This is a genomic window from Halorhabdus tiamatea SARL4B (assembly GCF_000470655.1).
Taxonomy (GTDB): domain Archaea; phylum Halobacteriota; class Halobacteria; order Halobacteriales; family Haloarculaceae; genus Halorhabdus; species Halorhabdus tiamatea.
In genome coordinates this window covers 63,573-89,152 of the sequence record NC_021921.1, presented here as the reverse complement: position 1 = coordinate 89,152, position 25,580 = coordinate 63,573, and the positions used below count along the sequence as shown (strand labels likewise).

Here is a 25,580-nt window from a genome sequence, read left to right as displayed (position 1 = left end):
ATGGTATCTGAAAATACAGACCACGACGACGAACGCTCGGTTGTCAACGACGGCGAGAACACGAGTGTTACGCGGCGTGACGCGCTGAAAGCAGGCGCGTCGCTGTCAGCGTTCGCGCTCGGTAGCAAGTACGTGACTGGTAGCGTGGCCGCGCAAACCAGTACCAGCACGACCACGGGCGGGCTGGCGGGGTCGGGAACCGAAGCCGACCCGTACCAGATCGAGACTATCGATGACCTCGATAAGATGCGTGATGCCCCGGGAGCGCACTACGCCCTCACCAGCAACATCGATGCAACCCCGACAGAAACCTGGGAATCCGGTGCCGGCTGGGATCCCATCCAGGAGTTCACCGGCAGCCTCAACGGCCGCGGATACACGATTAACGGGCTGTACATCGACCGGAGCGCCCAGTGCGCGCTGTTCCGGAAAGCCACAGCAGTCGTTGAGAACATCACAATCAACGCGGACATCACCAGCCAAGGCTACAAAGCGGCGATCATCGCCGCGCAGCACCAAGGTGCGGGGTCGCTCACAGTACGCGATGTAACACTGAGCGGTACAATATCAGGAGGCACGCAAGTCGGTGCAATCACCGCGATGCGCGGGATTAAGACGGTCAAGCGGTGCACAATCGACGTTTCAGCCCAGTCCGAAAACGGTGCAGTCGGGTTAGTTGCAGGAGCGTTCGACGGAACGATGGAAGACTGCATTGTCAGCGGGTCGATTACAGGGGGAGCAACCGGTGTTGGCGGGATCGTAGGCGGGAATTACGGCACTATCCGGGGGTGCTGCGTTACCGCGGATATCGACATGGGAAGCGACTCCCATGACGTAGGCGGGGTGGCTGGCATCAACGGCGAGTCAGGTGTAATCGAAGCGGTCGATGTCGAAGGCACCGTGACGGCAGGTGGGAACATGGTTGGTGGTGCTGTTGGCGAGTGTCTTGGAACGATCCGTGGTGTATTCGTGGACGCGACAGTCAACGGGTCACAGTACGTTGGCGGTGTTACTGGGTTCGCTGAGACGCCAGCCAAGATCGAGCTCGCCACGTCACGCGCAGGTGTTACTGGGGATAGTCAGGTAGGCGGGCTGGTTGGGAAGGCAATCGCCCCGATCGTGACGAACGCTGCCGCCCGGTCGCCTGTCACGGGCGGGACGGCGACAGGCGGGCTTATCGGGCACCTGTCGTCCAATTCCACGGCTCTACATTCCGTCGTCGTTGCTGCAAGTGTGGATTCCACCGCGAACTCTGCAGGCGGTGTAATCGGAAAACGGACGTATAGTAAGAGTGGTCGTGTCACTGACCCGGCGGTGAGCGTGTTCTGGGACGGTGATGTGGCCGGTGTTACTGGTGAGATCGGGACGGTCGGTGACACTATCGCTGACCTTGACCGGGCGGCTACGGGGCAGATGTACGAGTTAACGACGTCTGAGGCGACGGGTGACACTGCGACGGGTAACATGCCCGCGCTGGATTTCGATTCGGTGTGGGGTGTCCGCGACGGGGATTATCCTGTTGTTGAGTCCATCCAGTCGGTCGGGTGTACCGGCGCGAACCTCCCGTCAACTGACGATGACGACACTGGGAATGAGACGACGACGGAGGAACCGATACCCCCGGGTGGCGGTGTCGCGTCGTCGCAGGATTCCGTGGTGAAGTGGATTCCATGGGGGGTTGCAGGGCTCCTCGGGTTGGGGCTGGCGGCAGATAACGAGGAGGGCGGTGGGGAGTGAGACGAGTTGCACTCCTCACGCTCGCAGTGCTGGCGTTAGCGCTCGCTGCCGGAGTCGCGCCTGCAGCCGCACAGGCTGAGAATGAAACGGCGACGGGGAGCGAGGCGGTCAACGCCTCAAGCGTGGACACGTCTCAGATCGTGCAGGAACTCGGGACCGTGACAGTCCACAAAGTCGAATTCGCCGATGACGGGTTAGTCCGAATCACCGTCACAGCCACGGAACACTCCGGTCCAATCGCCGTTACAGACTCTGGCGCGGTCGATATCGGGAGTAATGAACGTGCGAGCGTTCCGTTCGAAGTCTACCGGCCGGGTGATGGGACGCACGTCCTTCGATTCCACTTAGCGAGTGACGACGCACTCATCACAATCCAAGAAGGCGGAGAAATGATGGCCGCGAGCGGTGACCGCGGAACAGCCGACGTCCTTTCCAGCGCACCAACCGTCCAAATCGTACAGTGGGGTGTTCTCTCCGGTGGTATCGGCACCACGCTCAGTCTCGGTCTCGCAGTCGGGTATCTGCGACGACGGCACGAGAACACGTACAAGGAACTCACAACCCAGGAACGCATCCGTGTTGAAGAGGACGCAGTCGAAGGTGTCCTCGGGAAAGCCCGGCGTTTCGTCAGTCATCACCGGTACGCGTTGCTCACGGCAGCCTCTGTCGTCGCGTACCTTGTCGCCGTCCGGTTAGGTGTCCTTCCCTCCACCGGGGAGGTTTGGGCCGGTCTCACTGACGCACAGCGCGTCATCGCAATCGGATCCGGGGCAATGACCGTCATCATGTTCGTCCCGGTCTACGCGCTCGCAACACGGCTCTGGGAGCCAGCGAAGGAATACATCGTGTCCTTCGACATCACCGACGCCCTCACCGTCAGCGCTGGGTCTGAAGGTGGCGTGGAGGAATTCCTCGATGACGTCCGTGAAGCGGAAACTGAGGAAGATATCGAGGAAGTTGTGAACGGGAACGACTCGGTCGCAATCAGCGTATACAGCGGTGCACCTGAGCGTGTGAGTGACTTAGACGTCGTGGAAGGCGAACCTGCCGACGTGCGTTCACCGGGCGGACAGACGCACTTAGTCAGGCAGTTCGATCCGAAACGAAATCGCGCAACAGGGACGTGGCCTGGAACGGCTCACGATGCACTCATCGCTGCGCTGAAGTCCGCGATCGACTGGAACCGTGAAGTCCTCGAAGACGAGTCAGACGCGTTCCGAACGCTCCTCGGAGGTGTGGGAGCAATGCGGTCCGCGTCCAACTCCTCCGCTGCAGTGGCGTTGAACAAGCAGCTGGCGGAAGCGACCGACATCGACCCAGGACCGATGGACAACATCCTTGACCGTGCCTTGGCGAGCACGCGGTTCTCCGGGTACTTCACCGGCGGTGATGACGACGGTGAGGAGGAATCGTACGATGAAGACGTTGACGGCGGTGACAGTGCCGGTGACGGTGACACTGTCAACGATGGAGGTGACGAGTAACAATGTCAAGCGGGTACGACAGCGCAAAAACGGCTGACGAAATCAGAGACGGTAACGTTGAAGCCCTGATTGAAGGGGTTCTCACTGATAACAAGCCCGTGGCGAACGCGCTTCTCGCCGCGGAACAAGCGGACCTTCCGGAAGACGCACCGCTCCGAGAAATACTTGAGCGGGCGGAGACGACGCACATGCTCCGTTCCGCGCGGAAGAACGGTCACGTGAGCAGTATGAACGCTGCTACGGGACTGTCGGAAACCCGGTCGGAAGCGACCGGGTACGACCGGCTCATCAACGCGTTACGGCCGGCTGCGCAGCAAGCGGTGTTCCGCGGGCAGAAGGGCACTGGGAAGACTGGGACCGCGTTAGAGCTCATCCGGTGGCTGTTCCGGGAGGATGTGGTGGAGAAGGTGATGATGAACGTCCCGGTCCGCGGGATGTCGCGTGAGGACCTGGAACGCGCCGGGGAGATTAGTAACATCCCGGACTGGTGGCTTGACGAGGACGAGAACGACGCGCTCGGAACGCTCGCCCCTCACGTCCGGTTTGAGTGCGATATCTCTGGGTTCCTCGAATTCGCGCGTGAACCTGGTGAAAAGCTCGCGTTGTTTGACGAGTTCAGTAGCAGTGGGAACGCGTACACGAATCAGGGGGATGTCGAATCGATTATGAGCAAGTGTATTAACGCGTTCCGTAAATCCCCGAACGGGTCGCTGCGAACGATCTACGTCGGGCACAAGAACGACAGCGACATTCACCCGCTCGTCAGAAAACAGTCGGACGTCATCATTAGTAAGGACGGGAAAGCGGACGAAGGCATGGCGGACCTGGCAACGATTTACGATCACTGGGAGAAGTACCTGAAAGGGAATCAGTGGTTCAAAGTCCGCGGTGTGCGTGACGTGCCGGGTGAATCACCGTGGCGGTACGAGACGAACTACTTCGCGCATCTCGAATGGGATCTCGATGACCCTGAAAATCAGATTGACCACGGGAAACTGATTGAGGACTGGGAACAGTACCAGGATGACGACGGTGAGGGCGATGCAGCGAGCGGTGAGACGCGTCAGCAGGCCGTGCAGTGCCGCGGCACGAACACTGACGGGGATCAGTGCGGGAATCAGTACGTGACGCACGAGAGCGGTTTCTGCGGCACGCATCGAGCGCAGTGGGGCGGTGACCCGGACCCGCGGACCACTGACGACGCGGGCGGTGAGACGACGCGTGAAGCGCGTGACACGCCCGACACAGGAACGAGTGGCAATACACGTGACGATGCCCGGGACGCCGCGCAGGGCGCACAGGACGCTCTCTCGGCACTCCAAGCAGCGACAGGGGAACACGACGCAGATGAGGACGACCGTGCGTTGATCGCTGCTGCGCTCCAGTCTGAACACCCCGACGACCTCACGGACGAGGAAGCGGAACGCATGGCCGACTCGTTAACCCGGCAATCTGGCGGGTCGGACGGAGGTGAGTGACCTTGCCAACGATCGTTCAACGCGAGGTGAACGGGTGCGGGCCGTACGCGTACCGTGTTACCTACGCAGGGGATGGGGAGCAGGACTGGGAATATCTCGGACGGGTGGATGAGTTACCAACGTCTCTGTTCGTTGAGGACGTCGACGGCGACTGTGAGGAGGTGGCGTGACTTGGAGTACCGTGACGATACTCGATAACCTGTTTCTGTAGGCGGGAGGAGCGGTTGTTATCGACGTGAGGGTAGGGTGAGAGACGGTACGGTCGTCGTTACCAACGCTTCGGTGTTCTCGCGCGCGGGCGCGACGCGAGCGCGCATAGGGTGGGGGTAACCCCCTCCCCCTTTCCAGTGGTATCCTGGTCAGTAATTGACGAGCGTTGCCTGCCTGACTGCCTGCACGTCAACTGGACTGCGGAACCCTGCCCTCGGGCACGACTGCCAAGCGCCTGCGCTGCAGCACCCCAACACGCTGTATGGACAAGTACACATGCCGGTATAGCGCGCGTATCTCCCTCTCTTCCCTCCATACACCCTACGATCATGTATGCAACTCCACGAAATCACGCCGGAATACCGTGGTCGTGAGTGTTATCTAACTGTTGAGTGCCCAGAATGCGGTGGAACAGCGAGAACGCACGTTCCATCCCGACCGAGTGACGTGGTGCCGGTCATGACGTGCGATAGAGACCGCGGTGGGTGTGGTGCCCGGTACGAGCTCACGCCACTCCCCGTTCGTGACGGTGCGTCGCAGATGGGCATCGAAGCGCAGCTGGCGTACGCCGATGTGGATGCTGACGAGATTGCCGCAGAACTGGAGGGAGACGCTTGATGACGGCGTTTATCGGTGGGTTCCCGGGGGGTATCGAATTGATCGTTGTTCTCGGGCTGGCAGTGCTCCTCTTCGGTGCGAACAAAATCCCGGAGCTCGCGCGGAGTGTCGGTCAGTCTATGGGTGAATTCCGACGTGGTCGTGAGGAGATCGAGGACGAATTGGACGGGGATACGGACGGTGAGGGCCGATGACCGGGGAAGACCCAGCTGACGAGTACCGATCGTCCTTCCGTCAGTGGACCGCAGTGTGGACAGTGCTCGGCGCAGTGTGCGTTGCAGTAGGGATCGACACCGGGCAGACGGGCGCGGCCGTAGTCGGTGGGTTCGCGTTGGCTCTTGCCGCGCTCGCAATCTGGCGCGAGCACCAGGAACGGCAGCGGTGGCGTGACATGAGCGGTGAAGGGCGATGACCGAAATCGCCGCGTTTCTTGGAGGAGTAATCGTGACCTCGCTTGCCGGCATCCCGTTGTGGTGGTATGTACCCCGTCATCTCACGTCAGCACCCCCGCAAGACCGTTATCGGTTCCAGTGTGACGAGTGCGGAGCCATGTATCGTATGAGCGACAAGGACGGTGAGAAGCGATGACCGTTTTTGAGCTGTGGGTTACGTCACTCCATCCCGCGGTTCAGTTAGGACTGGTCGTTATGTTAGGACTGGGTGTTATGTGGCGAATCAGACAGCAAGAGGAGTGGTTCCAGCGATACAGAGAGGGCGGTGAGGACCGATGATAGAGAAAATATACTGCTGGGTTTTCGGACACCCTGAAGAGGCGGTTACTCCCTACGTTGACCCGGTAGGTGATGAGGTATGGGTCGAGATCAACTGTCCCCGCTGTGGTCACAAGAGGACGTTCTTCGACTCGTTCTCCGACCTTGATGAGCAGACTGTCTACCTGTCCGGCGACCGCCCGGAACCGGGTAAGGAAAACTAAACTTTCCACAGCAGCCCGGAAAACCACGTCTCTTTACGTATACTTCCCTGTGGACGCCCGATAACGGTGAAGGTCACCGGTCACCGGTGGAAGACGAAGGAGAGCGGTTCTGTAACGCGTCTAACGCCGTCCGCTTACTCTGCATTCCCGATTCCACATCAGCAACCCTGTGATCCTCCGACCCCCCGTACTCCAAGAAATACCGGAACTCATCCTCTCCGAACTCACCACGATACTCGAAGTACAAATCCAGCAATGAATCGAACAAGTGTTTCACGAACTCTTGATGATGCTGACTTAACGGAACGCGCCCGCTTCCATGCGCGACATCGTTCCGCATATCATCGATTTCATCCGCTGTAATGTCGAACGGTTCATTCCATTCCTCACGCGGTTGCTGGCACTCTGCAGCGAACACTGCTCGGTTAAGCGTGTCTTCTGTCGCTTGCCCGCGCTCTGTTTGGCACAACGTTTCGACACCCCGCCAGAAACAGAAAAACGACTCTTTCTGCCGTCGTGCCGTCAACGCGTCTTGGAACTCATACAACGAGTTCACGATATCTGTATCAACCGGTGATAGGTCACCAGTAAACTCCGGGAGCGAGTTGTACACGTCCAACACGTCCATGTGCTCCCACGGAATCGACATCGGTCGCCGTGAATCGTAGTCAGAAACGTGGAAATGCTGGAAGTCACCGTCTTGGAACGCGACCAGGAAGAACGGGGATTCTAACCGTGACCACTGGACACGGGGTAACGAGCTCGTTGGCCGCAGGTACCATCGACGGAACGCGTAGTTGATTTTAGCGAGCATCAGTTTCACGAGATTACTCGCTTCGAACATTGCGTATCGCCGCCCGCGCCCTTCGGTTGTTACTTTCCAGAACGTGTACTCGTCGTTCAACGGGTCGTTCGGTGTTTTCCGCAGGAAACTCGATAGTTTGTCTGCTTCGAACCGGGCTGGTGTCAAGTACTCATTTTCCCATTCATCCCGTGTGATACGGTGAATAACCGTTCCTCGAACGCTGAACTCGTCCGGTGGATCTTGATAATCCTGCAGGTTCAAAGGGAATGCAATCTCGTACGTGTCCGGGTCGCGTGTCCGTAAATCCTTGATGTACCGTTCGAATTCGTCGTAGAACGCGTCTTCTGGATTGTCTTCGAAGGCGGCTTCTTTCAGGATAGGTTCGAGGTTTTCGCTGACGGTTTGGACTGCGATTTTGTCTTCTTCGACGTTGATGGGTAAATCCTCGCGGATGAGCTTCATCATGTGGAAGGCGAAGGGCCGCCCTGGACTGGTATAGATTCCTGGGTGGGGTGGGTGTTCGATGCAGTCCATGGCTTTTTCTAAGTTCGATTCAGCGTCGGTCATACGGTGTTGATGCTACCGTGTTGACTTGATGGTTGCGCGTGACCCTGTCCACGTCGAACAGTTCTGTGCCGGTGCAGAGTTCCGGACACACCCCCTCCTGGTGAGCGAGAGGTGAGTGCTTTCTACGCCGTTGAGCCCTCGTATCCCTCGCTTATCCGGAGTACCGGGGTAGTCCCACATGCAGGGAAACACGGGAATTACCAAAACAATGACCAAGACATGCGATCCATGTGAGGCGGACGCCGGCACCGGCACGATAATTACCAAATTGGTTAACGGGTATGGTCCGTACGCGTACCGCGTCACCTGCGAGAACGGAGACGCCGAGTGGGAGTATCTCGGAAAAGTCGAAGACGGCGACGCTTACCAAAACGAAGACCTCCCAGAACCGGACGCACCGGACGTCGAAGACGGGCTTGAAATCGAATCCTGGGACGATCTCAACGTCATCTCAGAACACCCCGGCAAACCGGACGGCGACGCCGATCTTGTCGAAGGTGTCGATGTACCCGGGACAGGCGGTATGATTGCTGTTGAGGACACCGGGATGAACTACGACGAACCGATGTGGACCGTGTTCATTCAGAACAGCCTGGTTGATGAGGATACGAAGTACGATACGCTCGGGTCAGGGTTCGGCGTGGCAGAGTCCGAAGACCGCGAAGAAGCTGTTGCGGCAGCTGAGAAGGCTGTAGCGAAGATGAAAGACGATGAACCGGACGTGAGTGGGCCAGGTTTGCAGGAGGAGTACGCGGAGGAGCTGACGCAGTTCCTGGACGGGTGACTCCTTCCCACGCAGACGCTCTTACCAAACGGTGTTCTGCTAATCGTTATCACTATCATTTCTCGTACTGTATACTACGGGTTCTCAGGATTTCTATTCGATAAGGGGGTGAGGGTTTATATACTATTAAATAGGGGTAGATAGTAGAACACACTTAAAGACACATAAACCCTCACCCCCTTCCTCGGCTTAGAATCTTAGAACCCGTAGTATAGTATAGACCTGCTCGCCCAGTCTCTCTGAAGAGCGACCGCTCGAACTCGTAGATGTAGGGTGGGTAGAATTGATGGAAACAACCTACAGTACCGTTTTCCTATTTGAATCCAAGTATTATGCTGGTGAAGGTTAATGGTTCTTGAACCACTACCATGATATATGAGCACACACGCTCCAGACGGTGATCAGATCGCAAACCAACGCGGGGGAACCACTGACGTGGACCCACCGCCAGCGTCAGAAGCAGCGGCGGTGACAGCCACCGCAACCACGCTCGATCTGTCAGCACGCGAGGCAGCTGTTGCGCGCGCAGCGTTGGAGAAGGGACGTGAGCACCACGCTCGACATCCAGGCGATTACCGGGATCCGTGGCGGGATGATAGTTTCACATGGGTTAAACTCAAAGTGCAGCGAGCGCGTGGCCGCCCGGTCGATCTTACTGGTGAGGAGGTGGAGTTCCTCCGTTTGAGTTTGGTGGTACATCGTGATGTGAGCGGTCGGCGGGCTGTGGTGGAGTCTGTTCTGGATAAACTGTAGTGTGTTCCGTGGGGTCTCCACGGGTCCTCTGAGTGGTTGCATAACACGCGCGCTACCTCATATCAATGTTCGTGGACGTTCGGTGTGGGAAAAACACGGGATCGGTGTTATGGGCGTGTACGCCGTCGTACACCCGGTCACACCAATCCGTACATCGACGGTCGGTCCTCAAGCGCGTTGATAATCGTTCCACGCGAACACCCGAGACGCTTTGCAGCACGACGCTTACTGGTCTCTGAATCACGAACCTGCTGTAACACAGTACAGATCCGGTCGTACTCGTCAGTCTCTACCAACCGCCCACCATCCACCTCAAACCCAAGTGGTGGCCGTCCACCGGACCACGCGTACGTGGCGTCAGTATCGTGGTCATGCGATGGATGCAGAGCGTCGCTGAGCGTGGTGAGAGCGCGTTTCGTCGCACCCTTGATGGCAGTGCCGGACGTGACGACCATCCCTGCCTCAGCCAAGTGTACGTCCACTGCGCAGTCCACGAGTTCCTGGATACGCTCAGCGCCGTTCGCCCGGTCGATGAGTTCGTCGGGGTGGACGACGATGAGGGAGTATGGTTGGTTGCTTTTCGTTGCGCCCTGCATCATACCGTCCAGTCCGTTCTTGGTCGTGGTTTTGTCGTGGCAGATGAGGAGCTGGTTGATGGGTGGGTGCCAGTCTCCCTCTTCGATTGTCACTGAGTTCCCTGGTGTTTCGTTCTCGATAGCTTCCGTTGCGTTATCTGTGTTTTTCGTGAGGGAGGGTTCGGTGAGCCATGTCTCACCGGTGTGGTGGGTGGCGTGTTTGAGGCAGGTTCTGAGATCGTCTTTGCGTTCTGCTGGGGAGTCCCCGCTGACGTAGATGATTGTGGTGATTGTTTTGTAGTCCTTGTCTTGTGCCATTGTGTTTGGGTATAACACCCACAGAAGCATAAATGACAGGGGTTCTTGACATGGCACATTCCTTCTTGACAGGGCAGGATTTTCAATAGAGTGATTTTCACCCCTCTCATGGCAAACTTCGTTCATTGTTTCAATTGGTGATTTTCACGACCCCCTGTTTACCCCCTCCATCTCAGTTAACTGAGTGTTCTGAGAGGGTGTTTTTCGTGCCAGGGCTTAGATTCGCCTGAAAAAGCTTTTTTGGCGGGATAACGGGTGTAATACCCCCTCCCAGAGCCTTTCTGACAGGGTTCTTTCGTCGGAAGATGGTGTTTGGTGTATAGTAGAGGATTTACCTCCTGTGTTAGATATCTGAGATGGGTCAGGCGGGGTGTTACTGGCGCACGACGCGCCGCCCTCAAACGCCGCGCGTGCTCCATGGAATCAGTACTGCGTGCCCTCCCTTACAGACCCAGTCGTAGTTTACCAACCATCACGACAGACCGGATGGTCTCGTTATCACTCCGACTGTGTGGTCCCGGGTGGCAGCTGTTACTAACGCAGGGGCTGGGTTTGCTCAGTCGCCGTGTGGCTCACCGAACGGAGAACACTTGAAAAGGGGTGTGGGCCGTCGGTTACGGCGCGAGCGTTGTTTCACACTGGCGATAACCGTTCTCAGTATGTTTTTCACGTGGTGTTCTGGGTTCTCGGATTGGTGTTACTGCCGAGTGCCCGTGACACTGAACGGGCGCGTGACGGCTTGTACCCCGTGCCTGTTACCGTTTGGTTGCGTGGGCGGGTGTCGGGTTATGGTGTGTTGGTGGTGGGATTGTGTGTTATGTAGGGGATGATTGTGTGACGGCAAACGTTTATTAGTGCCGCGGGGGTATGTGTAGGTGTAGTAAGATGGCACGAGCAACCCAGGCAGGCGACGACGGTGCACAGGACATGAACTACGACGCGCTCCCCGTGATGTTCGAGGACGAGATCGCTCACGCGATTCCGGTCGAGAACGTGGAGACGGTCGCGCGGTATCACAACGTGAATACGGAGCGGTTACACGGTGTGTTGAACGCGATTGACGCGGCGCTGCCGGACACGCACGAAGCTCGGATGGATAACCTGGAATTGTACATGGACCAGCAGGACACGCACGTTGCGCTGACGGAGGATGAAGCGCTCATCCTGAACGACACGGCGTTCCGAACGCTTGCTGGTGCTGCTGGGTTCGACAGGTCTGAGCGTTTGTTCGTGGCAGCACGCGACGCTCATGACACGTACGCGAAGGACGTGACTGGTGACTCGTGGCACGCTACGACGGCAGTCGTCGTCCGTCGGTTCTAACCTGTCCTTGGTAGGCTAACGTCGGGGTTCGATTCCCCGGACGGGCATGCGATGGTAGCAACAACAGACGCAGCCGGCACGGAAGCAGAGACAGTCACAGTGGAACTCAGCGTGTTCCACGACGACGCAGAGAACACGTGGAATGTGGGGACGAACACGTCCCCTGCAGAACTTGCAGACACTGTGCAGACCGCGTTGCAAGGGGTCGTTGCAGACATTGAAAGCGAGTTGAACGAGTCGCTCGACCGGCCCGATGTACGGGCGTCGTGTGACGTGCACGGTGACGGCGGGTCAGTAACGATCAGCGCGGACGGCAGTGTTGTGGACGTTGACGTGGTGGACTGGGAGGACGCGCTCGAAGGCCTGGCCGTTGACGGGTATCCTCGCGCGGTGTACGTGCAGCGTGAGGACGACGACGTGACGGTCAGTGTAATCCAGTAACACAGACACGCCGGCGGTTGAGCCACCTCTACGGTGTGATGCCGGGAATCGAATTCCTGGGGTGGTCGTGAAGGACAATGGTAGCAACACAGACCGGCGAGAAACACACGGTACTGTTCTGTAACTACTGCGAGAGCGGGATGAGCGTCCCTGTGGACCAGATCCCGGACGACCCGAAGTGCAACTCGTGCAAGGAATTGGAGAATCGGGATGACAACACGGCGAAAAGCCTGCGCATCATCCGCGAGTCGGGCGTTGAGGTAGGGGATATCGTGGAGTACCAGGGTGAAGAGTGGGGAGTGGACTCTACAGGACCATGGCACACTGTCCACCTGCAGAACAAAACAGGCGTTCGGATGGACGGGGTTGATGTGCGTGACTTGGACGTGGTTGAGAAAGATGCCTGGGCGCACCCGGACCGGGTCGTGGATGGGTGTTTCTGGTTCGAGGTTGAACCGGACATCCGCTCGGGAGCTGACTAACACGAACACGGAGCGGTGTGGTGTGGTTGCGCGTGCTGGTGCTTTCACCGAGGGTTCGATTCCCTCTGGACGTGCTTGAAAGACAATGGTAGCAACAACAGACGACGTGAGCACGGACACCGGGGATGCAGTAGCGGAATTGCACTACATGGACTATGGCGACGCCACAACGTTCGAAGAACTGTGCCGCCGGAACGGACTCGAATACAAAGGCCGAACGAATCACACGAAAGCGCACAACCACGTGTTCGTGTCCTACGCCTTCGACACCCCGCTCGTGTTGATGACGAACACAGACCCGCGTTGCGAGGACTCTGTGACTGTCAAGGAGGACGGTGAGAGAACGTCCAGAGGCGGGTTCGCTGGGTACGTGATGGTTCAGGGCCCGATGCCGGGAGTGTTGCACTTGTACGAGGACGTGATCGAATCTGCTGCAGGTATCAAGGGAGAGTTCAAACCGCTCACGGATACTGACACGGAGGAAGTGTACGCGGAGAATTGGCGCGGACGCGACGGGATTTAACGCACCGGGTCGGTCCGCACGTGCTGGTGCTTTCACCGAGGGTTCGATTCCCCGGGCGTGCTTCGAGGTAAACGGCAATGACACAGAACGCAATCACAGCACAGAACACTGACGGGGGGCGTGTCTCAGTCAGTAACACGGATACCAACGACGCTGGTGAGAAGAAGCAGTGCGTGGACTTGTTCGCCGGGGTCGGCGGGTTCTCACAAGCGTTCGAAGAACACCCAGCGTGGGAGGTGACGACGGTGGACATCGACCCGGACTTGGACCCGGATATCGTCGCGGACGTTCACGAACTCCAACCGTCCGATCCTCGATTACCAACCGAGCCGGACGTCGTCTTGGCATCCCCGCCATGCACGGAATTCAGTACTGCAGGGAATCACGACCACTGGGATTTCGAAGCCGGGACCCCAACGAGTGATGAGGCACGAGACGCGATCGCGCTCGCGCACCACGCCGTCGGCATCATCAAAGCCCTCAACCCAGAGTACTGGTTCCTCGAAAACCCTCGCGGACGTCTCCGATGGTCGTTCCGTGACCCGGAGGGAACAGTGACGTACTGCCAATTCGGGATGAACTATCAGAAACCGACCGATCTGTGGGGGAAGCACCCTCCCGGATTCGAATACTTGTCGTGCAGTCCGGGCGCGGACTGTCACAACAGTAACACTGAGGACGACGGGTACTCGGCAATCGCATCCATGCCAAGCGGGTACGGCGAACGTGCAGCCGTTCCGTACGGGCTCTCGGAAGCAATCCTTGACGCGGTCGAAGGTGAGACGGAACAGCAGCAAATCGCGCACACCACGCCAGGACACACCGACGCGGTCAGTAACTGGGGTGGGGGGTCGTGACACGCCGTGCATGCCCGCTGTGCCGGTCGCGCGAGCATGAGGGGCTGGACTACCATCACTGGACGTACGCCGCGCCACGCGGTGTAGAGCTCTGCAGACAGTGTCATGACCAGCTGCACGACGACGGGGATGCCCGACCGTCACGCGATCCGGAATGGCACGAGCACGCTGTCCAAACGCTCGTTGAGTTAGATGCAGAACACCATTGCCGCCGCCGGACAGTGACGGAGATCATGGAGAGGTACCGTGTCCCGGAATCGCTGGGTATCCTGGTCTCGATGGCGCTGGACGACCGTTTCCCCGACCGTGTGCCGGCGTAACCCCGGGGTTCACGTTACTAATAGAGTGATTCCTGGTGTTGTGTGACCGGTGACGTTTGGCTGCGTGGACGTGTTTTCCTTTGAGACGAGTGTTTTTCTTCGCCAGCGGGGGACGGGGTGTGTCCGGAACTTTCCTACCCGCGTTCCGGCGTATCTGTCGCGCTTATCCGAGTATGCGTTACTAACGGGTACGATGTTACAACCGGTTTTGGAACTCACGCAGCAGAACGTTTGGTTGACGATCGACTGCCCGTTATGCGACGGGACCGCTCGCGCGGAGATTCCTGAGCGGTGGGGTGAGTCGCCTGGCCTGTTGACGTGTGAGGAGGACCGCGGGGGTTGTGGCGGCGCGTTCGAGCTGTCAGTAACTATCCGAGACCCTGCGTAACACGTCCCCGTCACGCGGTTACCAACGAATCATTGAACTGGATAGTTTTGCGAGCGTATAAGTCAATAAATCCACTGTCAAACCACAACCACATGCATTACACGAACAAGTCAGAAGGACCGTCAATGCGCCCCGGCCCGACCGGGACAGGCGGCGCAGTCGCGCTCGACATCGAAGCAATCAACCTCGTAGAACCACCGGACCTCGATTTCCAATCCCCTGATCACTGGTCGGTGTTCTGTGTGCCGCTCGGACACCGCCCGGCCGGGGATACCAACGTGCAGACACGAGTACTCTTCCGACGCGGATCCACGGCCTGCGACGAATTAGAGCTCATCGAGCGCGTCACCGACTGGATCCGCGAACGTAACCCCGACCGAATCGTGACGTACAACGGCGCATCGTACGATTTCCCGATTCTCCGGCACCGTGCCGGTGTCACGGCGCATGAGTGCCCCGGGTCACACACCGCAGGAACGGATTTAGAGTTAGTACTGGATGCGGTGGAGCACACTGACCTGTTCCGGGAAGTGAAGGAGGACGCAGGGTATAACGTCCCGCTCGACTCAGCGCTCGATTACCACGACATACCAACGCCCGACGTGCAGTTGGACGGGGAGGAAGTGTCGGGAGCGGATATGCCGGATCTCGGGTTGCGGATGCTGGCTGGTGACGCGACCGACCACGAACGGGCAGCTGTCAAAGAGTACGCAGAGTCCGACGTCGAACCGTTGTTCCGGTTGCTCGATTCCTTGTCTGAGTAACCGGCGTATCTGGTCGTGTTACCCGCCGGCCGTGTACTGTGTTCTGTGAGTGATACCAACGAGGACTGGGAGAACACTGGGTAGTGCCCGGGTTTTCATTTGGTATCCGCGCCCCCTTCTCCGCGCGGTGATGTGTTATCCGGGCGTGAGATGCCGTGTACTCCGTGATTTTCACCGTTCGGCTGTTTGCGTGTCCGGTTTTGGGAGTGGTTTATGTTTGTGTTATCAGTGATTGTACGACGGCAAACGTTTATTAGGGACGGGAGGTAAGGTATGAGTGTAGTAAGATGGTACGAGCGATCAACGCAGACGATAACTCAGGCGGGTTATCGTCACAAGCGAAGGTGTACACAGACGAGTTAAACCTCATTATGGGGGAAATCAGAGACGTAGAAGGCAGTGTACTCGGAACACTGTCGTTGATATTGCATGATGTGAACGACCCAACGACGGATGCTGGGATACCCACTGATTTGTCCGCTGAATCGGGAGTAGGGCTCAAGGAGAAATGGGCAGACATGGCAACCCACTCGGACAAAAACGGTTCTGTTCAAGTTGAGGATGTTGACGAGTTACTTGAAGTGATAGGTGAAGTTCGGGAATTGCCAGAACCCCCGGGAATGAGCACGGAAGAGGATATGGAGGATTTGGTAGATATCCGTGACGCATTAGCTTACGTCGCCGAGAACGAGGACTGAACGCGCTCGCCGGTCAGTATCTGTCTCCCTTCCCACCCAGTGTTACCCGGTCTGTGGCTGCGGTTCAAGCAACTCCGCCATGTTCTCCTGCAGTTCGTCGTACCCTTCGAACGTGAATAACTCCGGGATGCGCGCTGTTGCTTCCGCTTTCTCCACTTTCTCACGAGCCCGGCCAGCGTGACTGCGCACGGTCCCGGTCTTCACGCCCAGCGCGTCAGCGATTACGTGCTCGTTCTTGTTCGCTTCACGCATCACGTACGCCATGAACTGCTTCTTACTGAGCATCGATTCATCCAGCAAGTCCTGGTACTGTTGCCGGTACGCTTCGACGTAGTCACGGCTGAATTCACCGGCGACGTGGAACCCGCCGCCAACGGTGAGTTCTCCGAGGGTTCCGGGGCCGCGGTTCGTGCCGACGTAGAATTCCTCTTTGTCAGCATCCCATCGGACGTCCGGGATTACGAAATCGATGTCCATCGGGGAGTCGCGGAGGAATTCGAGTTTCTCGTCTTTCTCTGCGTGGTTTTCCCAGTCTTCTACGACTCGTTCGAGTGCCATGCGGGACATGTTCGCATCGAGTCCGTTGTGGCCGTCGCGGAGGAGGACGGCTAAGTCCTGTTCTGTGATCGTGTCTTTGTCGCTCGTGTCGGTGTCGGGCATGTTGATTACTGTAACGGTAATCAAGCATCCTATTTATATCTACGGGTGGCCGTGTCGTGTCTGCAGGTGCCGTATCTCTCACTCTAACCCTGGGACCGGTTACTAATGAGTATGGGAGATGCACCAACTGCAGAAGAAGTAGCTGAATCCAGGTTTGAGTTGGAGATGTTGGAGAGAGCCCGGGAAGCCGTCGCCGACCGCGTGAACGACACGGGAGAAGAGAACGGGGGTGACGAGTGACGATGGGGAGCAGAGAAGAACTCAACAACGAACCACGGTTCGATGGAATCGTGTCCGATGTGATTTACTCGATGATCGGGAAAGGAATCGACGCCGTCCACTGTGACGAGTGCGGGAGTGCTATCATCCTTACCAACCGTTCGGATTTGACTGTCCTTGACGACGACACCGATGAGAACGGTTTGATTCTAACGTGCGACTGTCAGTACTACCCGATTGACGACCTGCCACCGTAGCCCGTGATTCGGCGTGTCTGTTCCCGGGGCACTGGACACACGCCCTTCACCCCTGGTTCGAGGCGTGCGGGACCGGTTCTTCCCGCCCGTATTCCCGGAGTTTCTCCTCATACCACTCAACACCGCGATTCGTCATTCGTGACACGGTCGGCGCGGACGTTCCAATATCGTCTGCGATTGACGCGAGCGTCTCACCATTCTCTCGCCGCTCGATCGCGTCAAGCAGCTGATCCCACTCGACTGGGTGCTTTTCCAGGTGCATCTTGTCGGCAGTGAACGCGAGTCCGAACGGTACGGTTCCGTGGAAGTGCCCGTTCTCTTGCTTCTCTTTCACTGCAGCCTTCGATTTCTTGATTTCCTCGTCCTTGGTCTTCCGTTCGACCCGGCGTTGGATGTCGAAGGCTAAGTCGTCGGTCTCTACGTCGTCGCTGACGAAGGCGACGTCGCAGCCACCCTGAACGGCTGCGTGTTCGATTACAGAGAAGTACTCGTCCCGAGCGACCCGCCGGTCATCGAACGCCACGAGGACATCGTATGCTCCGCTGCGTAGTTCTTCGACGGTGTCCTGCACGTCAAGGTGCTGGTCGATCCATGTGGTGCTGGCGTCCGGGTCGCGGGTGAGTGTGCTGAACCCGGTTTGGACGCCAAGGTCGAGCGTGTCAACTTCGTCACCGAGTTCTTCTGCTAATGCGTGTACTTCCTCGCGTTGGAGCTCTAACCCGACGTCGTCGTCGCTGCCCTTACTCTTCCGAATCCACGCGAGCGCTCGTTTCATCCAGTGCCACCACCCTCAATAACGGTTGCTTCCTCGATCCGCTGCATTCTGTCCCGCTGTTCATCAAAACCCTGGAGTTGTGAGTAGTCGAACCACGCCTCACCATTCACAATCCCGATGTTCGCCCGCGCACCAGATTCACGGTAGGCTTCTATGATATCGGCGTCCCCGAGGAACTCTCCGTTCTTGTGCACTCGGATCGGTTCGTTGATTGCATCAACTCGGATCACGTCGCCTTTCTGAAGTTGTTGTAGTGTTTCGATTACGTGGTCGGTGGGCGCGGTTTCGTTGAGTGTTGTTTGTCGCATCAATCATCACCTTCGGTTTCTTCGGCGAATTCTACTTCGACCTTCCCGGTGTCCGGGTTGATGGACCATTTGACTCGGGCGTCGTCGCCGGTGGGTGCGCCTTTGATTGCGAGGATTTCTCTGGGGATGGTGCTGGCGTACGAGTTTGGTGATCGTTGCCACAATTTCGTGGTGAATTCGAACGATTCTGCCATGTTCTGTTACATAGTATACTACGTGTTATACATACTTAAAGAACAGATACGGTGTAGTGTCTTTCATAGACACCCATCTATGAAAACGCTCACAACCGTTCACTCACAACGCCCGGCAACTCGTGCAAGTCCGTGATGATATCAGCATGATAGATTTCATCAAGGTTCGACCGGTGTGCTAAATCAGCGAACTGGTTATCTGCGGTTACAACATCACAATACGGAATCGCAACCGACAACGACTCAATATCCGCAATATCATTTGACTCCCAGTCCGACCCTTGAATATCTCGTTGATACACCAATTCTGTGAAGGAGTATTCCGCTGGGAAGCTCTGAAGGAACGTTTCTGCATCATCAACATCCGGGGCACCACTCCAATAATCACCGAGAAAAACACCTAACTCCTGTATCGACAATCCAGATTCAAAACCACGGATGAAATACTCAGGAATGGTATCACTCATGAAGGACCGGATCTTTTCCCGCCGCCGCCGGTTTTCGTTGTCATTATACTTCTCTTCATGAGCGTGCCGTGTTTCGTTCAATTCCTGTGCCATAGCTTCCCACCCCTCCTGGTCCGCGAGCATATCAATCAATCCGTGATCAGGGTCCTTAGCCAAGTCGAACACATCACGACTCTCAATAGAGTCGTATATCTCCTGCAGAATTCGGTCCGGGATATCCGAGGGATCCTTCTCACCGTCGGTCGGGACAATCTGGTAGTTTTGCCCGCCAAATAGGTGCGGGAGTCCTTGATTTACGACACGACCGGTCATGTATCCTGCATTCCCTCGTACCCGGTCAAGACGCCACGTGATTTCTTCTTTCCGAACGATATCGTACGGTGCTATTGTGTAACCGTTCGATACATCGAACAGAAAATCAAAGAACGAATCACGGTGCTCAGGACGTGAGTGGTATGCGGTCTCTCTGAACCGGGTCAAATCAATCGGGTAAACGACGTCTCCGGTGTCTGCAGTGCTAATAACGAATTCTAAAACATCCTCTAAATCCGATTTGTGTGGTTCTAACGTTCCTTTTCGTTCCTTGGCCAGATCCACCCAATCTCGTTGGTCAAGGAATACTACCGGCGGCATGTTTGTTGTGGGACATGCCGTGACTGTAAGCGTGGTGCCTGGTTCGGGTGTCGCGCCCGGTGTGGTGTATCTGTCACCCTTCCCCCTGAGTCTCTTACCAACCAATATGAGAGTAGACCCGCAGGACCTCGAACTCGAAGATCAACTTGACCGTGTAGGAGTGGGTGCCGTACCCGCAACTGACTCCGGGTGTGCGACACACGACCTGAACTGGACCATCCCAGCAGACGAATTCGAATCGTTGCTCGAAACACACGCCGACAAGATTGACGAGATCGTAACGTTCTCATCAGAACTCCGGGAAGGAATGCGGGAACGTGCGTGTACCCAGGATTTATTCGTGCTGTTCGTTGACCCGGACGCCGTCGATACCTTCCACGATGATGTACTCCCCAGCTTAGAACCAGAACCGGAAGAAGACACTACCGGCACGACGACTGCAGCAGAGACTATCGTGTGGCCGGTGCGACAAAACCTGGTTATGTGGAAAAACGCAATCCTGTTTCTACTCATTGCTGTGATGGCAACACTACTCCTCCCAATCCGAGTCGTGTACCGAGTGTACCGTATCTGCCGCTCATACCTGTAACCGTCTTACCAACCGGTATGTCCAAAGTTCCGACGATCGAAGAACTCGCAGACGTGACCGGAGCGACCGAAGAACAACTCAAAGTGGAAGCGAAAGCAGCAGCCGGCATTCAAGACGTGCTCATCCGAACGACGCGGGAGGACATCGAGCACAAAGCCCGTGAGAACATTACCAACCCCGACACAACCGAGTGTTACTGGACCGTCAACGGCACCCCGCGGCAAACCGGGCGCGGTGCGTCCATCCTGTTCAGCGACGGCGATCGTGTAATCGCTCGCTCGCGCATCCGGCGCGTGGAGGACGGGCGCATCTGGTTCGACCCGGTGGAGTTCGTCGATGCCCCGCAGACGAAGACACCGCCGACTCGCGGGTTCACGTACGTTCGTTAACGCGCTCAACGGGGTGCAGGACCGTTCGTGTGTTCTCCGGGGTGTGTGGACGTGCGCAGGTACGTACCCGAGTACGTGGCCGTGTACGTGCGCGTGTACACCCGTCCGTACCTACCCGAGTCCGCCCGACCGCCCGTACTCACGTACGCACCCTCAGGCGAACACGTATCCTTACGTTATCCCGCTCGGCAACTTACCAACACACATGCCATTCCCGAAATCCGTCCCCCGACTCTCCCGTGAGGAATACCGGACGTTCCTGGAAGAACTGGACGCGTTCGAATCCTCGGATGAAATGGAAGCGAGCATTGACCGGCACCGGGAAGCACTCAGAAACAACGCGGACGAGTAACAGAACGATTTACGTTACTAACGACACACGACCAGAGTGTGCAACAGGCAGGCGAAGGAGACCGCGTCCGGATTGACATCCCCGACGAAGCAGACGTGGACCACGATCTGCACGGGGCGCACGGTGAGGTCGTGACTGTACTCCACGACGACGCCGGAGACGTGACTGGTGTTGATGTAGATAGTCGCCTGTACCGAGTCGCGTTAGATTCCGGGCGGACGGTGGACGTTCGGGGGCGTGACGTGCGCCCACCGATAGACGACTAACCGACGCGCACAGGCCGGTTTTCGCGGGATCACACGCTCCCGAACCAGGGGTTCGCGCCGACGTGAGCCGGTTTAGATACTCTGCAGTAAACACCGTTTGGTTGCGTGGGCGTGTGTACTGACGGACTCGTGTACGTTCGTCGGTACGTTCTCGTGTACGTACCTGTGTACATCCGTTCGAACAAGCACAGGTTCGTAGATACCAACGACACCAGGGACGGGCGTTCGTCCTACGGCAGTAACTCACTGATATCCGCACTCACGGAATCGAGCACCTGGGACGCCGTGTTAAGAGTAGTTAAACCCGTAATCACGAGCTTTCCTGATGCGAACACTAACACGACCGCATCGAAGCCCTCCGGCCGGTACACTAACCCGGGGAACTGTTCAGGCTCATACTCGACATTCTCAAGCCCTAACCCGATCGTGAGCGCGTTCAAATTCACAGCTTCTCCGTAGTCCCCAGTACAAACGATGTTCCGGACACCGAACCCGTCTGCCGACGGGTCGAACTGGATCTCAAGTCTCTGTAATCGCTCGATGAGCTCCTCACGCGATTCGGTCAGACCTTGCTCCGATTCAATCCCGACGATGTGGTAACTCCCAGTCCGGTACAGTGTTACCAACGCCCCGTTGGAGAGGCGGATATGCATCCCTGTGTGCCCGTCCGGGTCGTACTCTGCAACGTCGCCTAAATCGCGTGCAAGAACCTCTAAATCAAGCTCCAAATCGAACTCCCCGGACCCGACCACATTAACGACTTCTAACCCCTCACTCATCACTTAATCACTTTCAAGAACGTATCAAGATACGCTTCAATCTCATCCTTGTGGCCCGTAACACCGTACAGGTCGTACACGGCATCGTTCAACGCATCTACCTCCGCGTCAATCCGTGTTTCTAAGTCACCAATCGCACTGTCCAAATCACTGTGCTCATCAGCGAACGAATCCAAACTCTCCGGTAACTCCAAGTTCCGGAGTTTATCACCGGCTATGTACTCGTTCCCGTACTCTTCGAGGAATTCGGTGAGCGCAGCGGCTTCGTGCGTACTGTGCATCTTCACCGTGTAATGCGTGTTGAGACTCACTTCGGTCCCGTCTTGTTCGACGGAGAACGTCCTGATGTTGTAATCCCGTGACTCTTCGACCGACCGGATTTTCGAACGGAATGACACCGTACGACCGTCTTCTTTGAACGATTCGAACAGCGTCTCGCGTTCATGCCGGAGTTTCTTCACCTCGCGTTTGGCTTCGTGGAGTGTTTTGGAGTGGTCGGCGATCGTCTCTCGCGTGTCGTCGTCCGGGAGTTTGATGGGTGCGTGGTGCAGGTGTGATGGGCGGACTCGGACCGCGGGTGCGTGACGGAAACTCAGGTGTTCGTAGTACGCTTTGTAATAGAAGTCAAGCAGGTTACTGTTCAGCAGGCCAGCAATGTAGTGCGGATCAAGCGCGGCGCTCGATTCGGAGAATTCAGCTAATCCGCCGTCGTTCTGCAGTTGTAGGAAGTACGCCGTCTTATTGTAGAATTTCGGGTCTTCATCCGCTGCGTCCACAACGAACGTTAGTTCCGGGGCGGTCTCACGGTACGCGATTTTGTCTTTCCCGAACGCTTCCATCTTGTTACTGGACACGTCAGTGTCGTCGTCCGCTTCGACGGCGTCAAGATCGATGTACTCCTCAACGTCACCCGGTGCGTCACCCAGGTAGAACTGTTCGAGGTTCCTCCCACCGACGACAGGCGTGTCATGGTCGTCTGTTTTCTCTTCGGACGTGTACGGGCGGAAGAACCGGGGTTCCTCACCGCGAGAGACCGGTCCACCGCGCCCACCACCGTCCATTTTACACAGGTCGTTCAGCGGAACGCACTCGTCACCGTCTTCCAAGTCTGTTGCCACGCCCCAGAGCTCGTCCGTGATTTGGAAGTTCAACGTGAGGCGGTCAGACCAGTCACTCCACTCCTCAATGAACCGGTTTTGACTGACGGTGTACCGGTCGTACGTGTCTTCCGTAGTGATTCCGGGGTACTCGTCGCTTTCAAAGTCCGTTTCAAAGTCGTAGTCGGGTTCGTCACGCCAATCGAGAAGGTCTGCTGCGGCGTGGTCTAATGCGTACCCCCATTCGTTCCCGTCAGAGCCTTTCGGGAACACTTTCACGACCTCAGTTTCGTTCTCTTTCCGAACGTCTTCGTTGTCTTCCCCTGCGCGTTTCGTCAGTACGATGAGGATCGGGAACGTGTTGACGTCAATACCGAATATCTTGCATCGTGTAAGGTCAGCGACAAGGTCAATGGTCGCGTTGTCGCGGATGTACTTCATGGCGGGTTCCGACGGGTCAGTTACCAACAACGCGTTCGAGACAACGAATGCCAGCTGCCCGCCTGGTTCTAACCAGTCCAGCCCCTGTTCAATGAACGCTGTGAAGATGTCCGCTTGGTCTTCACCGAACACGTCGTGCAGACGTTCGTATTCGTCGATGCGGTGCTGGTCCTGGTTTTCCGCCCGGACGTACGGCGGGTTACCAATCACCCACGTGTAATCATCTTGCTTTGCTTCGATGATCTCGTCCAAGTCTTCTGCGTTGTCCTCTCGTGCCCTGTAGAACCGGTCGATGCTCGTGGTTTCTGATCCTTTCGCGGTTAACAACGAGTCTGTGTCGAACGTGGAGAACGATGGGAGTTCCAAGTGCGCGTCGTCACCAGCGCTACGGCGTTCCTGCAGGACACGGATGAGGAGGTTCGACTGCGCAAGCTGAATGGCGAACGGGTCAACGTCGAACCCACGGATTTTCTCGTTAACCAATTCGATCGCGTCCAGTAAGTCGTCGTCCCGTGTCAAATCGTATCCGGAGTCCTTTAACGCGTCAATCACACGACTCATGGCCGCTAATACGAACGTTCCGCTGCCGCATGCCGGGTCAAGGACGGGTTCGTCGCGTTGTTTGATGTTCCGTTCGTGCGGGGTGAATGACGAGTAATCCAGCAGGAATTCAACGGCGGTCGGTGGCGTGTAGTACGCTCCGAGTCGTTTTCGTTTCTCACTGTCCAAGCACTGCTGGTACATTTCACCGAAGATATCCCGATCTATCTCCCGGAAGTTGAAGTTGTCAAACCGTCTGAGAACGGTTTTCAGCACGTCTTCTTCGTAGTGGTACCAGTCGTGCGGGGTGTCTCTCCGGAACAACGGGGAGTACACTTCTTCTGCCTGCCGGGACGCAGTGCTCAACGGTTCGAGGAACTTGTTATCTCGGAGTTGGACTTTTTCGTCGTAGAATTTGATGAACCCGTTACTAATTACCTGACCGATAATCCCCATGTCTTCGAACGTCCGGATGAGCAGCAACCGGTTGTACAGCGTGTTTAGCGTCTGCAACTGGAACGTTTCGCGGATGTCTTCTTTATCCGATTTGTTAGCGGACTCGTAGTCTTTCCCGGTGAGGATTAACCACGACTGCCACTTGTCGTGCCATGCACGGGCTTCCTCGTACTCCGCTTCTTTACTGGACAGTTGATTCCGGAGCCCGAGTAGTTCCTCGCGGAATTCTGCCACTTCGTCAATCCACCGGTCCTCGTCAAGATTCCCGGACGCAGCACCGGACAAGTGTTCTTCGTAATCGTATTGCAGATCGTCTGCGACATGGTCAATCGCTTCCTTGTACGGTCCCCAGTCGATGTGTTCGCGGTACTGTTCACGGAGTTCTTCGCGTTCCGTTTCTATCTCCGCTCGTTCTTCTTCGAACTGTTCGTACTGGTCTTCATATACTTCGAATAACCGTTCGATGCTCGGGAGTAGGTCGTCGTTGAGTGCAGCGCGTGACGCTTCGATGAATTCCTCGAATATCTCCGGGTCGCTGATATCGCGTTGGCTGGGTTCATCGTTCCATTCGCCGTCGTACGTCCCGGTGATACGTGTTTTGAGTTGCGCTGCGGTCTGTTCGACGTCGTCGTCGCCCGGGTCGTTGAAAACTTGGAGTAGGTCGAGTTCGAGTTCTACTGGCGGGTCTTCGTATTCGTTGCTGAAGAAGATGTACCGCCCGTCGGTTGCGAGGATGTATTTGAGACGGAGTTGGTCGTTGTAGACGCGGGCTTCGCTGATCGCTTGCTCGATTTTGTACCGGGGGTCATCGTCACTATGTTCTTCGTCCCACGGTTTCTTGAGTTCACCAACGATTCGTGTGACACCGTCTTTGTCTTCCCAAACGAAGTCTGGACGGTCGCCGGATTCGATGATTTCTTCGTAGTCTGCGTGTTCTAACCCGAGTTCTTTCAGTATCGGGACGCCGTAGTTTTTCGCTGCTGTTTCTTCGCCGTGGTCCGGGTCTGTGACTTTTTCGTCAAAGTCGTCGGGGAGGTGTTCTGCGAGAGATTCCGTGAGACCGCTCATTGATGAGAGATTCTTCTCACGTTCGCGTTAT

Annotated in this window: 32 protein-coding genes; 23 read left to right on the top strand and 9 right to left on the bottom strand. The window is 56.9% G+C overall.

Annotated elements, in window-relative coordinates; genetic code table 11:
• The 8 genes from HTIA_RS00460 (at position 1) to HTIA_RS00435 (ending at position 6,461) form a co-directional block, all read left to right on the top strand.
• A complete protein-coding gene (locus HTIA_RS00460) occupies positions 1-1,737 on the top strand; it encodes a hypothetical protein (protein ID WP_008525159.1) in 1,737 nt (578 codons plus the stop codon).
• On the top strand, positions 1,734-3,221 hold the full coding sequence (locus tag HTIA_RS00455) for a hypothetical protein (RefSeq protein WP_020935892.1): 1,488 nt from the start codon (positions 1,734-1,736) through the stop codon (positions 3,219-3,221). Before HTIA_RS00460 ends, HTIA_RS00455 begins: the two co-directional genes overlap by 4 nt.
• A 2-nt stretch (positions 3,222-3,223) precedes the next feature.
• Positions 3,224-4,699 carry a hypothetical protein gene (locus HTIA_RS00450; protein ID WP_008525161.1) on the top strand — a complete coding sequence of 492 codons (1,476 nt, stop codon included), beginning with the start codon at positions 3,224-3,226 and terminating at the stop codon, positions 4,697-4,699.
• Between the two features lie 2 nt (positions 4,700-4,701).
• Positions 4,702-4,869: a hypothetical protein gene (locus HTIA_RS16560; protein ID WP_158413112.1), complete on the top strand. Its 168-nt coding sequence runs from the start codon at positions 4,702-4,704 to the stop codon at positions 4,867-4,869.
• 499 nt (positions 4,870-5,368) lie between these two features.
• On the top strand, positions 5,369-5,527 hold the full coding sequence (locus HTIA_RS16555; RefSeq protein WP_008525163.1) for a hypothetical protein: 159 nt from the start codon (positions 5,369-5,371) through the stop codon (positions 5,525-5,527).
• Positions 5,527-5,721 carry a Sec-independent protein translocase subunit TatA/TatB gene (locus HTIA_RS00445; RefSeq protein WP_008525164.1) on the top strand — a complete coding sequence of 65 codons (195 nt, stop codon included), beginning with the start codon at positions 5,527-5,529 and terminating at the stop codon, positions 5,719-5,721. Before HTIA_RS16555 ends, HTIA_RS00445 begins: the two co-directional genes overlap by 1 nt.
• A complete protein-coding gene (locus tag HTIA_RS00440) occupies positions 5,718-5,939 on the top strand; it encodes a hypothetical protein (protein ID WP_008525165.1) in 222 nt (73 codons plus the stop codon). The genes HTIA_RS00445 and HTIA_RS00440 overlap by 4 nt, the downstream gene beginning before the upstream one ends.
• A gap of 315 nt (positions 5,940-6,254) precedes the next feature.
• Positions 6,255-6,461, top strand: a complete 207-nt coding sequence (locus HTIA_RS00435; protein WP_008525166.1) for a hypothetical protein — start codon at positions 6,255-6,257, stop codon at positions 6,459-6,461.
• 73 nt (positions 6,462-6,534) lie between these two features.
• Here the strand turns inward: HTIA_RS00435 and HTIA_RS00430 are convergent, their stop codons facing one another.
• Positions 6,535-7,833, bottom strand: a complete 1,299-nt coding sequence (locus HTIA_RS00430; protein WP_008525168.1) for a hypothetical protein — start codon at positions 7,831-7,833, stop codon at positions 6,535-6,537.
• A gap of 178 nt (positions 7,834-8,011) precedes the next feature.
• On the opposite strand from HTIA_RS00430, the gene HTIA_RS00425 reads away from it, so the two are divergent.
• Together HTIA_RS00425 and HTIA_RS16550 are read left to right on the top strand one after the other, a co-directional pair.
• The gene (locus HTIA_RS00425) at positions 8,012-8,617 is read left to right on the top strand and encodes a hypothetical protein (RefSeq protein WP_021029466.1); all 606 of its coding nucleotides are present in this window, start codon (positions 8,012-8,014) and stop codon (positions 8,615-8,617) included.
• A 544-nt stretch (positions 8,618-9,161) separates the two neighbouring features.
• Positions 9,162-9,302, top strand: coding sequence for a hypothetical protein (locus HTIA_RS16550; protein WP_153802429.1), 141 nt, complete (start codon positions 9,162-9,164; stop codon positions 9,300-9,302).
• A 205-nt stretch (positions 9,303-9,507) separates the two neighbouring features.
• Here HTIA_RS16550 and HTIA_RS00415 read toward each other — a convergent pair whose 3' ends face one another.
• Entirely contained in the window at positions 9,508-10,263 is a 756-nt protein-coding gene (locus HTIA_RS00415) for a hypothetical protein (RefSeq protein WP_044950578.1), read from the bottom strand.
• 885 nt (positions 10,264-11,148) lie between these two features.
• Here HTIA_RS00415 and HTIA_RS00410 point away from each other — a divergent pair.
• From HTIA_RS00410 to HTIA_RS00375, 7 genes are all read left to right on the top strand, one after another.
• Positions 11,149-11,586 carry a hypothetical protein gene (locus HTIA_RS00410; protein WP_021029468.1) on the top strand — a complete coding sequence of 146 codons (438 nt, stop codon included), beginning with the start codon at positions 11,149-11,151 and terminating at the stop codon, positions 11,584-11,586.
• A 51-nt stretch (positions 11,587-11,637) separates the two neighbouring features.
• Positions 11,638-12,027, top strand: a complete 390-nt coding sequence (locus HTIA_RS00405; RefSeq protein ID WP_008525178.1) for a hypothetical protein — start codon at positions 11,638-11,640, stop codon at positions 12,025-12,027.
• A 77-nt stretch (positions 12,028-12,104) separates the two neighbouring features.
• On the top strand, positions 12,105-12,509 hold the full coding sequence (locus tag HTIA_RS00400) for a hypothetical protein (protein ID WP_008525179.1): 405 nt from the start codon (positions 12,105-12,107) through the stop codon (positions 12,507-12,509).
• A gap of 85 nt (positions 12,510-12,594) precedes the next feature.
• Positions 12,595-13,032 (top strand): hypothetical protein, encoded by a 438-nt coding sequence (locus HTIA_RS00395; protein ID WP_021029469.1) that lies wholly within the window; start codon positions 12,595-12,597, stop codon positions 13,030-13,032.
• A 77-nt stretch (positions 13,033-13,109) separates the two neighbouring features.
• A complete protein-coding gene (locus HTIA_RS00390) occupies positions 13,110-13,889 on the top strand; it encodes a DNA cytosine methyltransferase (protein ID WP_008525184.1) in 780 nt (259 codons plus the stop codon).
• Positions 13,890-14,722: 833 nt separating this feature from the next.
• Complete coding sequence (locus HTIA_RS15380; RefSeq protein WP_008525186.1) at positions 14,723-15,361, top strand: 3'-5' exonuclease; 639 nt, start codon at positions 14,723-14,725, stop codon at positions 15,359-15,361.
• 287 nt (positions 15,362-15,648) lie between these two features.
• Positions 15,649-16,059, top strand: a complete 411-nt coding sequence (locus tag HTIA_RS00375) for a hypothetical protein (protein WP_008525187.1) — start codon at positions 15,649-15,651, stop codon at positions 16,057-16,059.
• 42 nt (positions 16,060-16,101) lie between these two features.
• Here the strand turns inward: HTIA_RS00375 and HTIA_RS00370 are convergent, their stop codons facing one another.
• Positions 16,102-16,719 (bottom strand): RNA polymerase sigma factor sigma-70 region 4 domain-containing protein, encoded by a 618-nt coding sequence (locus tag HTIA_RS00370; RefSeq protein ID WP_008525188.1) that lies wholly within the window; start codon positions 16,717-16,719, stop codon positions 16,102-16,104.
• A 111-nt stretch (positions 16,720-16,830) separates the two neighbouring features.
• Between HTIA_RS00370 and HTIA_RS17270 the strand changes: the two genes are divergently transcribed.
• Both HTIA_RS17270 and HTIA_RS00365 read left to right on the top strand, forming a co-directional pair.
• A complete protein-coding gene (locus HTIA_RS17270) occupies positions 16,831-16,959 on the top strand; it encodes a hypothetical protein (RefSeq protein WP_275040304.1) in 129 nt (42 codons plus the stop codon).
• A gap of 2 nt (positions 16,960-16,961) precedes the next feature.
• Positions 16,962-17,195, top strand: coding sequence for a hypothetical protein (locus HTIA_RS00365; RefSeq protein WP_008525189.1), 234 nt, complete (start codon positions 16,962-16,964; stop codon positions 17,193-17,195).
• Positions 17,196-17,241: 46 nt separating this feature from the next.
• On the opposite strand, the gene HTIA_RS16935 is transcribed toward HTIA_RS00365, so the two are convergent.
• The 4 genes from HTIA_RS16935 to HTIA_RS00345 form a co-directional block, all read right to left on the bottom strand.
• Positions 17,242-17,970 (bottom strand): recombinase family protein, encoded by a 729-nt coding sequence (locus tag HTIA_RS16935; protein ID WP_008525190.1) that lies wholly within the window; start codon positions 17,968-17,970, stop codon positions 17,242-17,244.
• Positions 17,967-18,278: a hypothetical protein gene (locus HTIA_RS00355; protein WP_008525191.1), complete on the bottom strand. Its 312-nt coding sequence runs from the start codon at positions 18,276-18,278 to the stop codon at positions 17,967-17,969. Before HTIA_RS00355 ends, HTIA_RS16935 begins: the two co-directional genes overlap by 4 nt.
• The gene (locus HTIA_RS00350) at positions 18,278-18,472 is read right to left on the bottom strand and encodes a hypothetical protein (RefSeq protein ID WP_008525192.1); all 195 of its coding nucleotides are present in this window, start codon (positions 18,470-18,472) and stop codon (positions 18,278-18,280) included. The genes HTIA_RS00355 and HTIA_RS00350 overlap by 1 nt, the downstream gene beginning before the upstream one ends.
• A gap of 89 nt (positions 18,473-18,561) precedes the next feature.
• Positions 18,562-19,572 carry a hypothetical protein gene (locus tag HTIA_RS00345; RefSeq protein ID WP_008525193.1) on the bottom strand — a complete coding sequence of 337 codons (1,011 nt, stop codon included), beginning with the start codon at positions 19,570-19,572 and terminating at the stop codon, positions 18,562-18,564.
• A gap of 106 nt (positions 19,573-19,678) precedes the next feature.
• Here HTIA_RS00345 and HTIA_RS00340 point away from each other — a divergent pair, with 106 nt between their 5' ends.
• From HTIA_RS00340 to HTIA_RS00330, 4 genes are all read left to right on the top strand, one after another.
• A complete protein-coding gene (locus tag HTIA_RS00340) occupies positions 19,679-20,161 on the top strand; it encodes a hypothetical protein (RefSeq protein WP_008525195.1) in 483 nt (160 codons plus the stop codon).
• 17 nt (positions 20,162-20,178) lie between these two features.
• A complete protein-coding gene (locus HTIA_RS00335; protein WP_008525198.1) occupies positions 20,179-20,550 on the top strand; it encodes a hypothetical protein in 372 nt (123 codons plus the stop codon).
• Positions 20,551-20,755: 205 nt separating this feature from the next.
• The gene (locus tag HTIA_RS16545) at positions 20,756-20,902 is read left to right on the top strand and encodes a hypothetical protein (protein ID WP_008525200.1); all 147 of its coding nucleotides are present in this window, start codon (positions 20,756-20,758) and stop codon (positions 20,900-20,902) included.
• A 38-nt stretch (positions 20,903-20,940) separates the two neighbouring features.
• The gene (locus HTIA_RS00330; RefSeq protein WP_008525203.1) at positions 20,941-21,168 is read left to right on the top strand and encodes a hypothetical protein; all 228 of its coding nucleotides are present in this window, start codon (positions 20,941-20,943) and stop codon (positions 21,166-21,168) included.
• A gap of 230 nt (positions 21,169-21,398) precedes the next feature.
• On the opposite strand, the gene HTIA_RS00325 is transcribed toward HTIA_RS00330, so the two are convergent.
• Entirely contained in the window at positions 21,399-21,947 is a 549-nt protein-coding gene (locus HTIA_RS00325) for a TATA-box-binding protein (RefSeq protein ID WP_008525204.1), read from the bottom strand.
• A complete protein-coding gene (locus tag HTIA_RS00320; RefSeq protein WP_008525206.1) occupies positions 21,947-25,549 on the bottom strand; it encodes an Eco57I restriction-modification methylase domain-containing protein in 3,603 nt (1,200 codons plus the stop codon). The genes HTIA_RS00325 and HTIA_RS00320 overlap by 1 nt, the downstream gene beginning before the upstream one ends.
• Between the last annotated feature and the right edge of the window lie 31 nt (positions 25,550-25,580).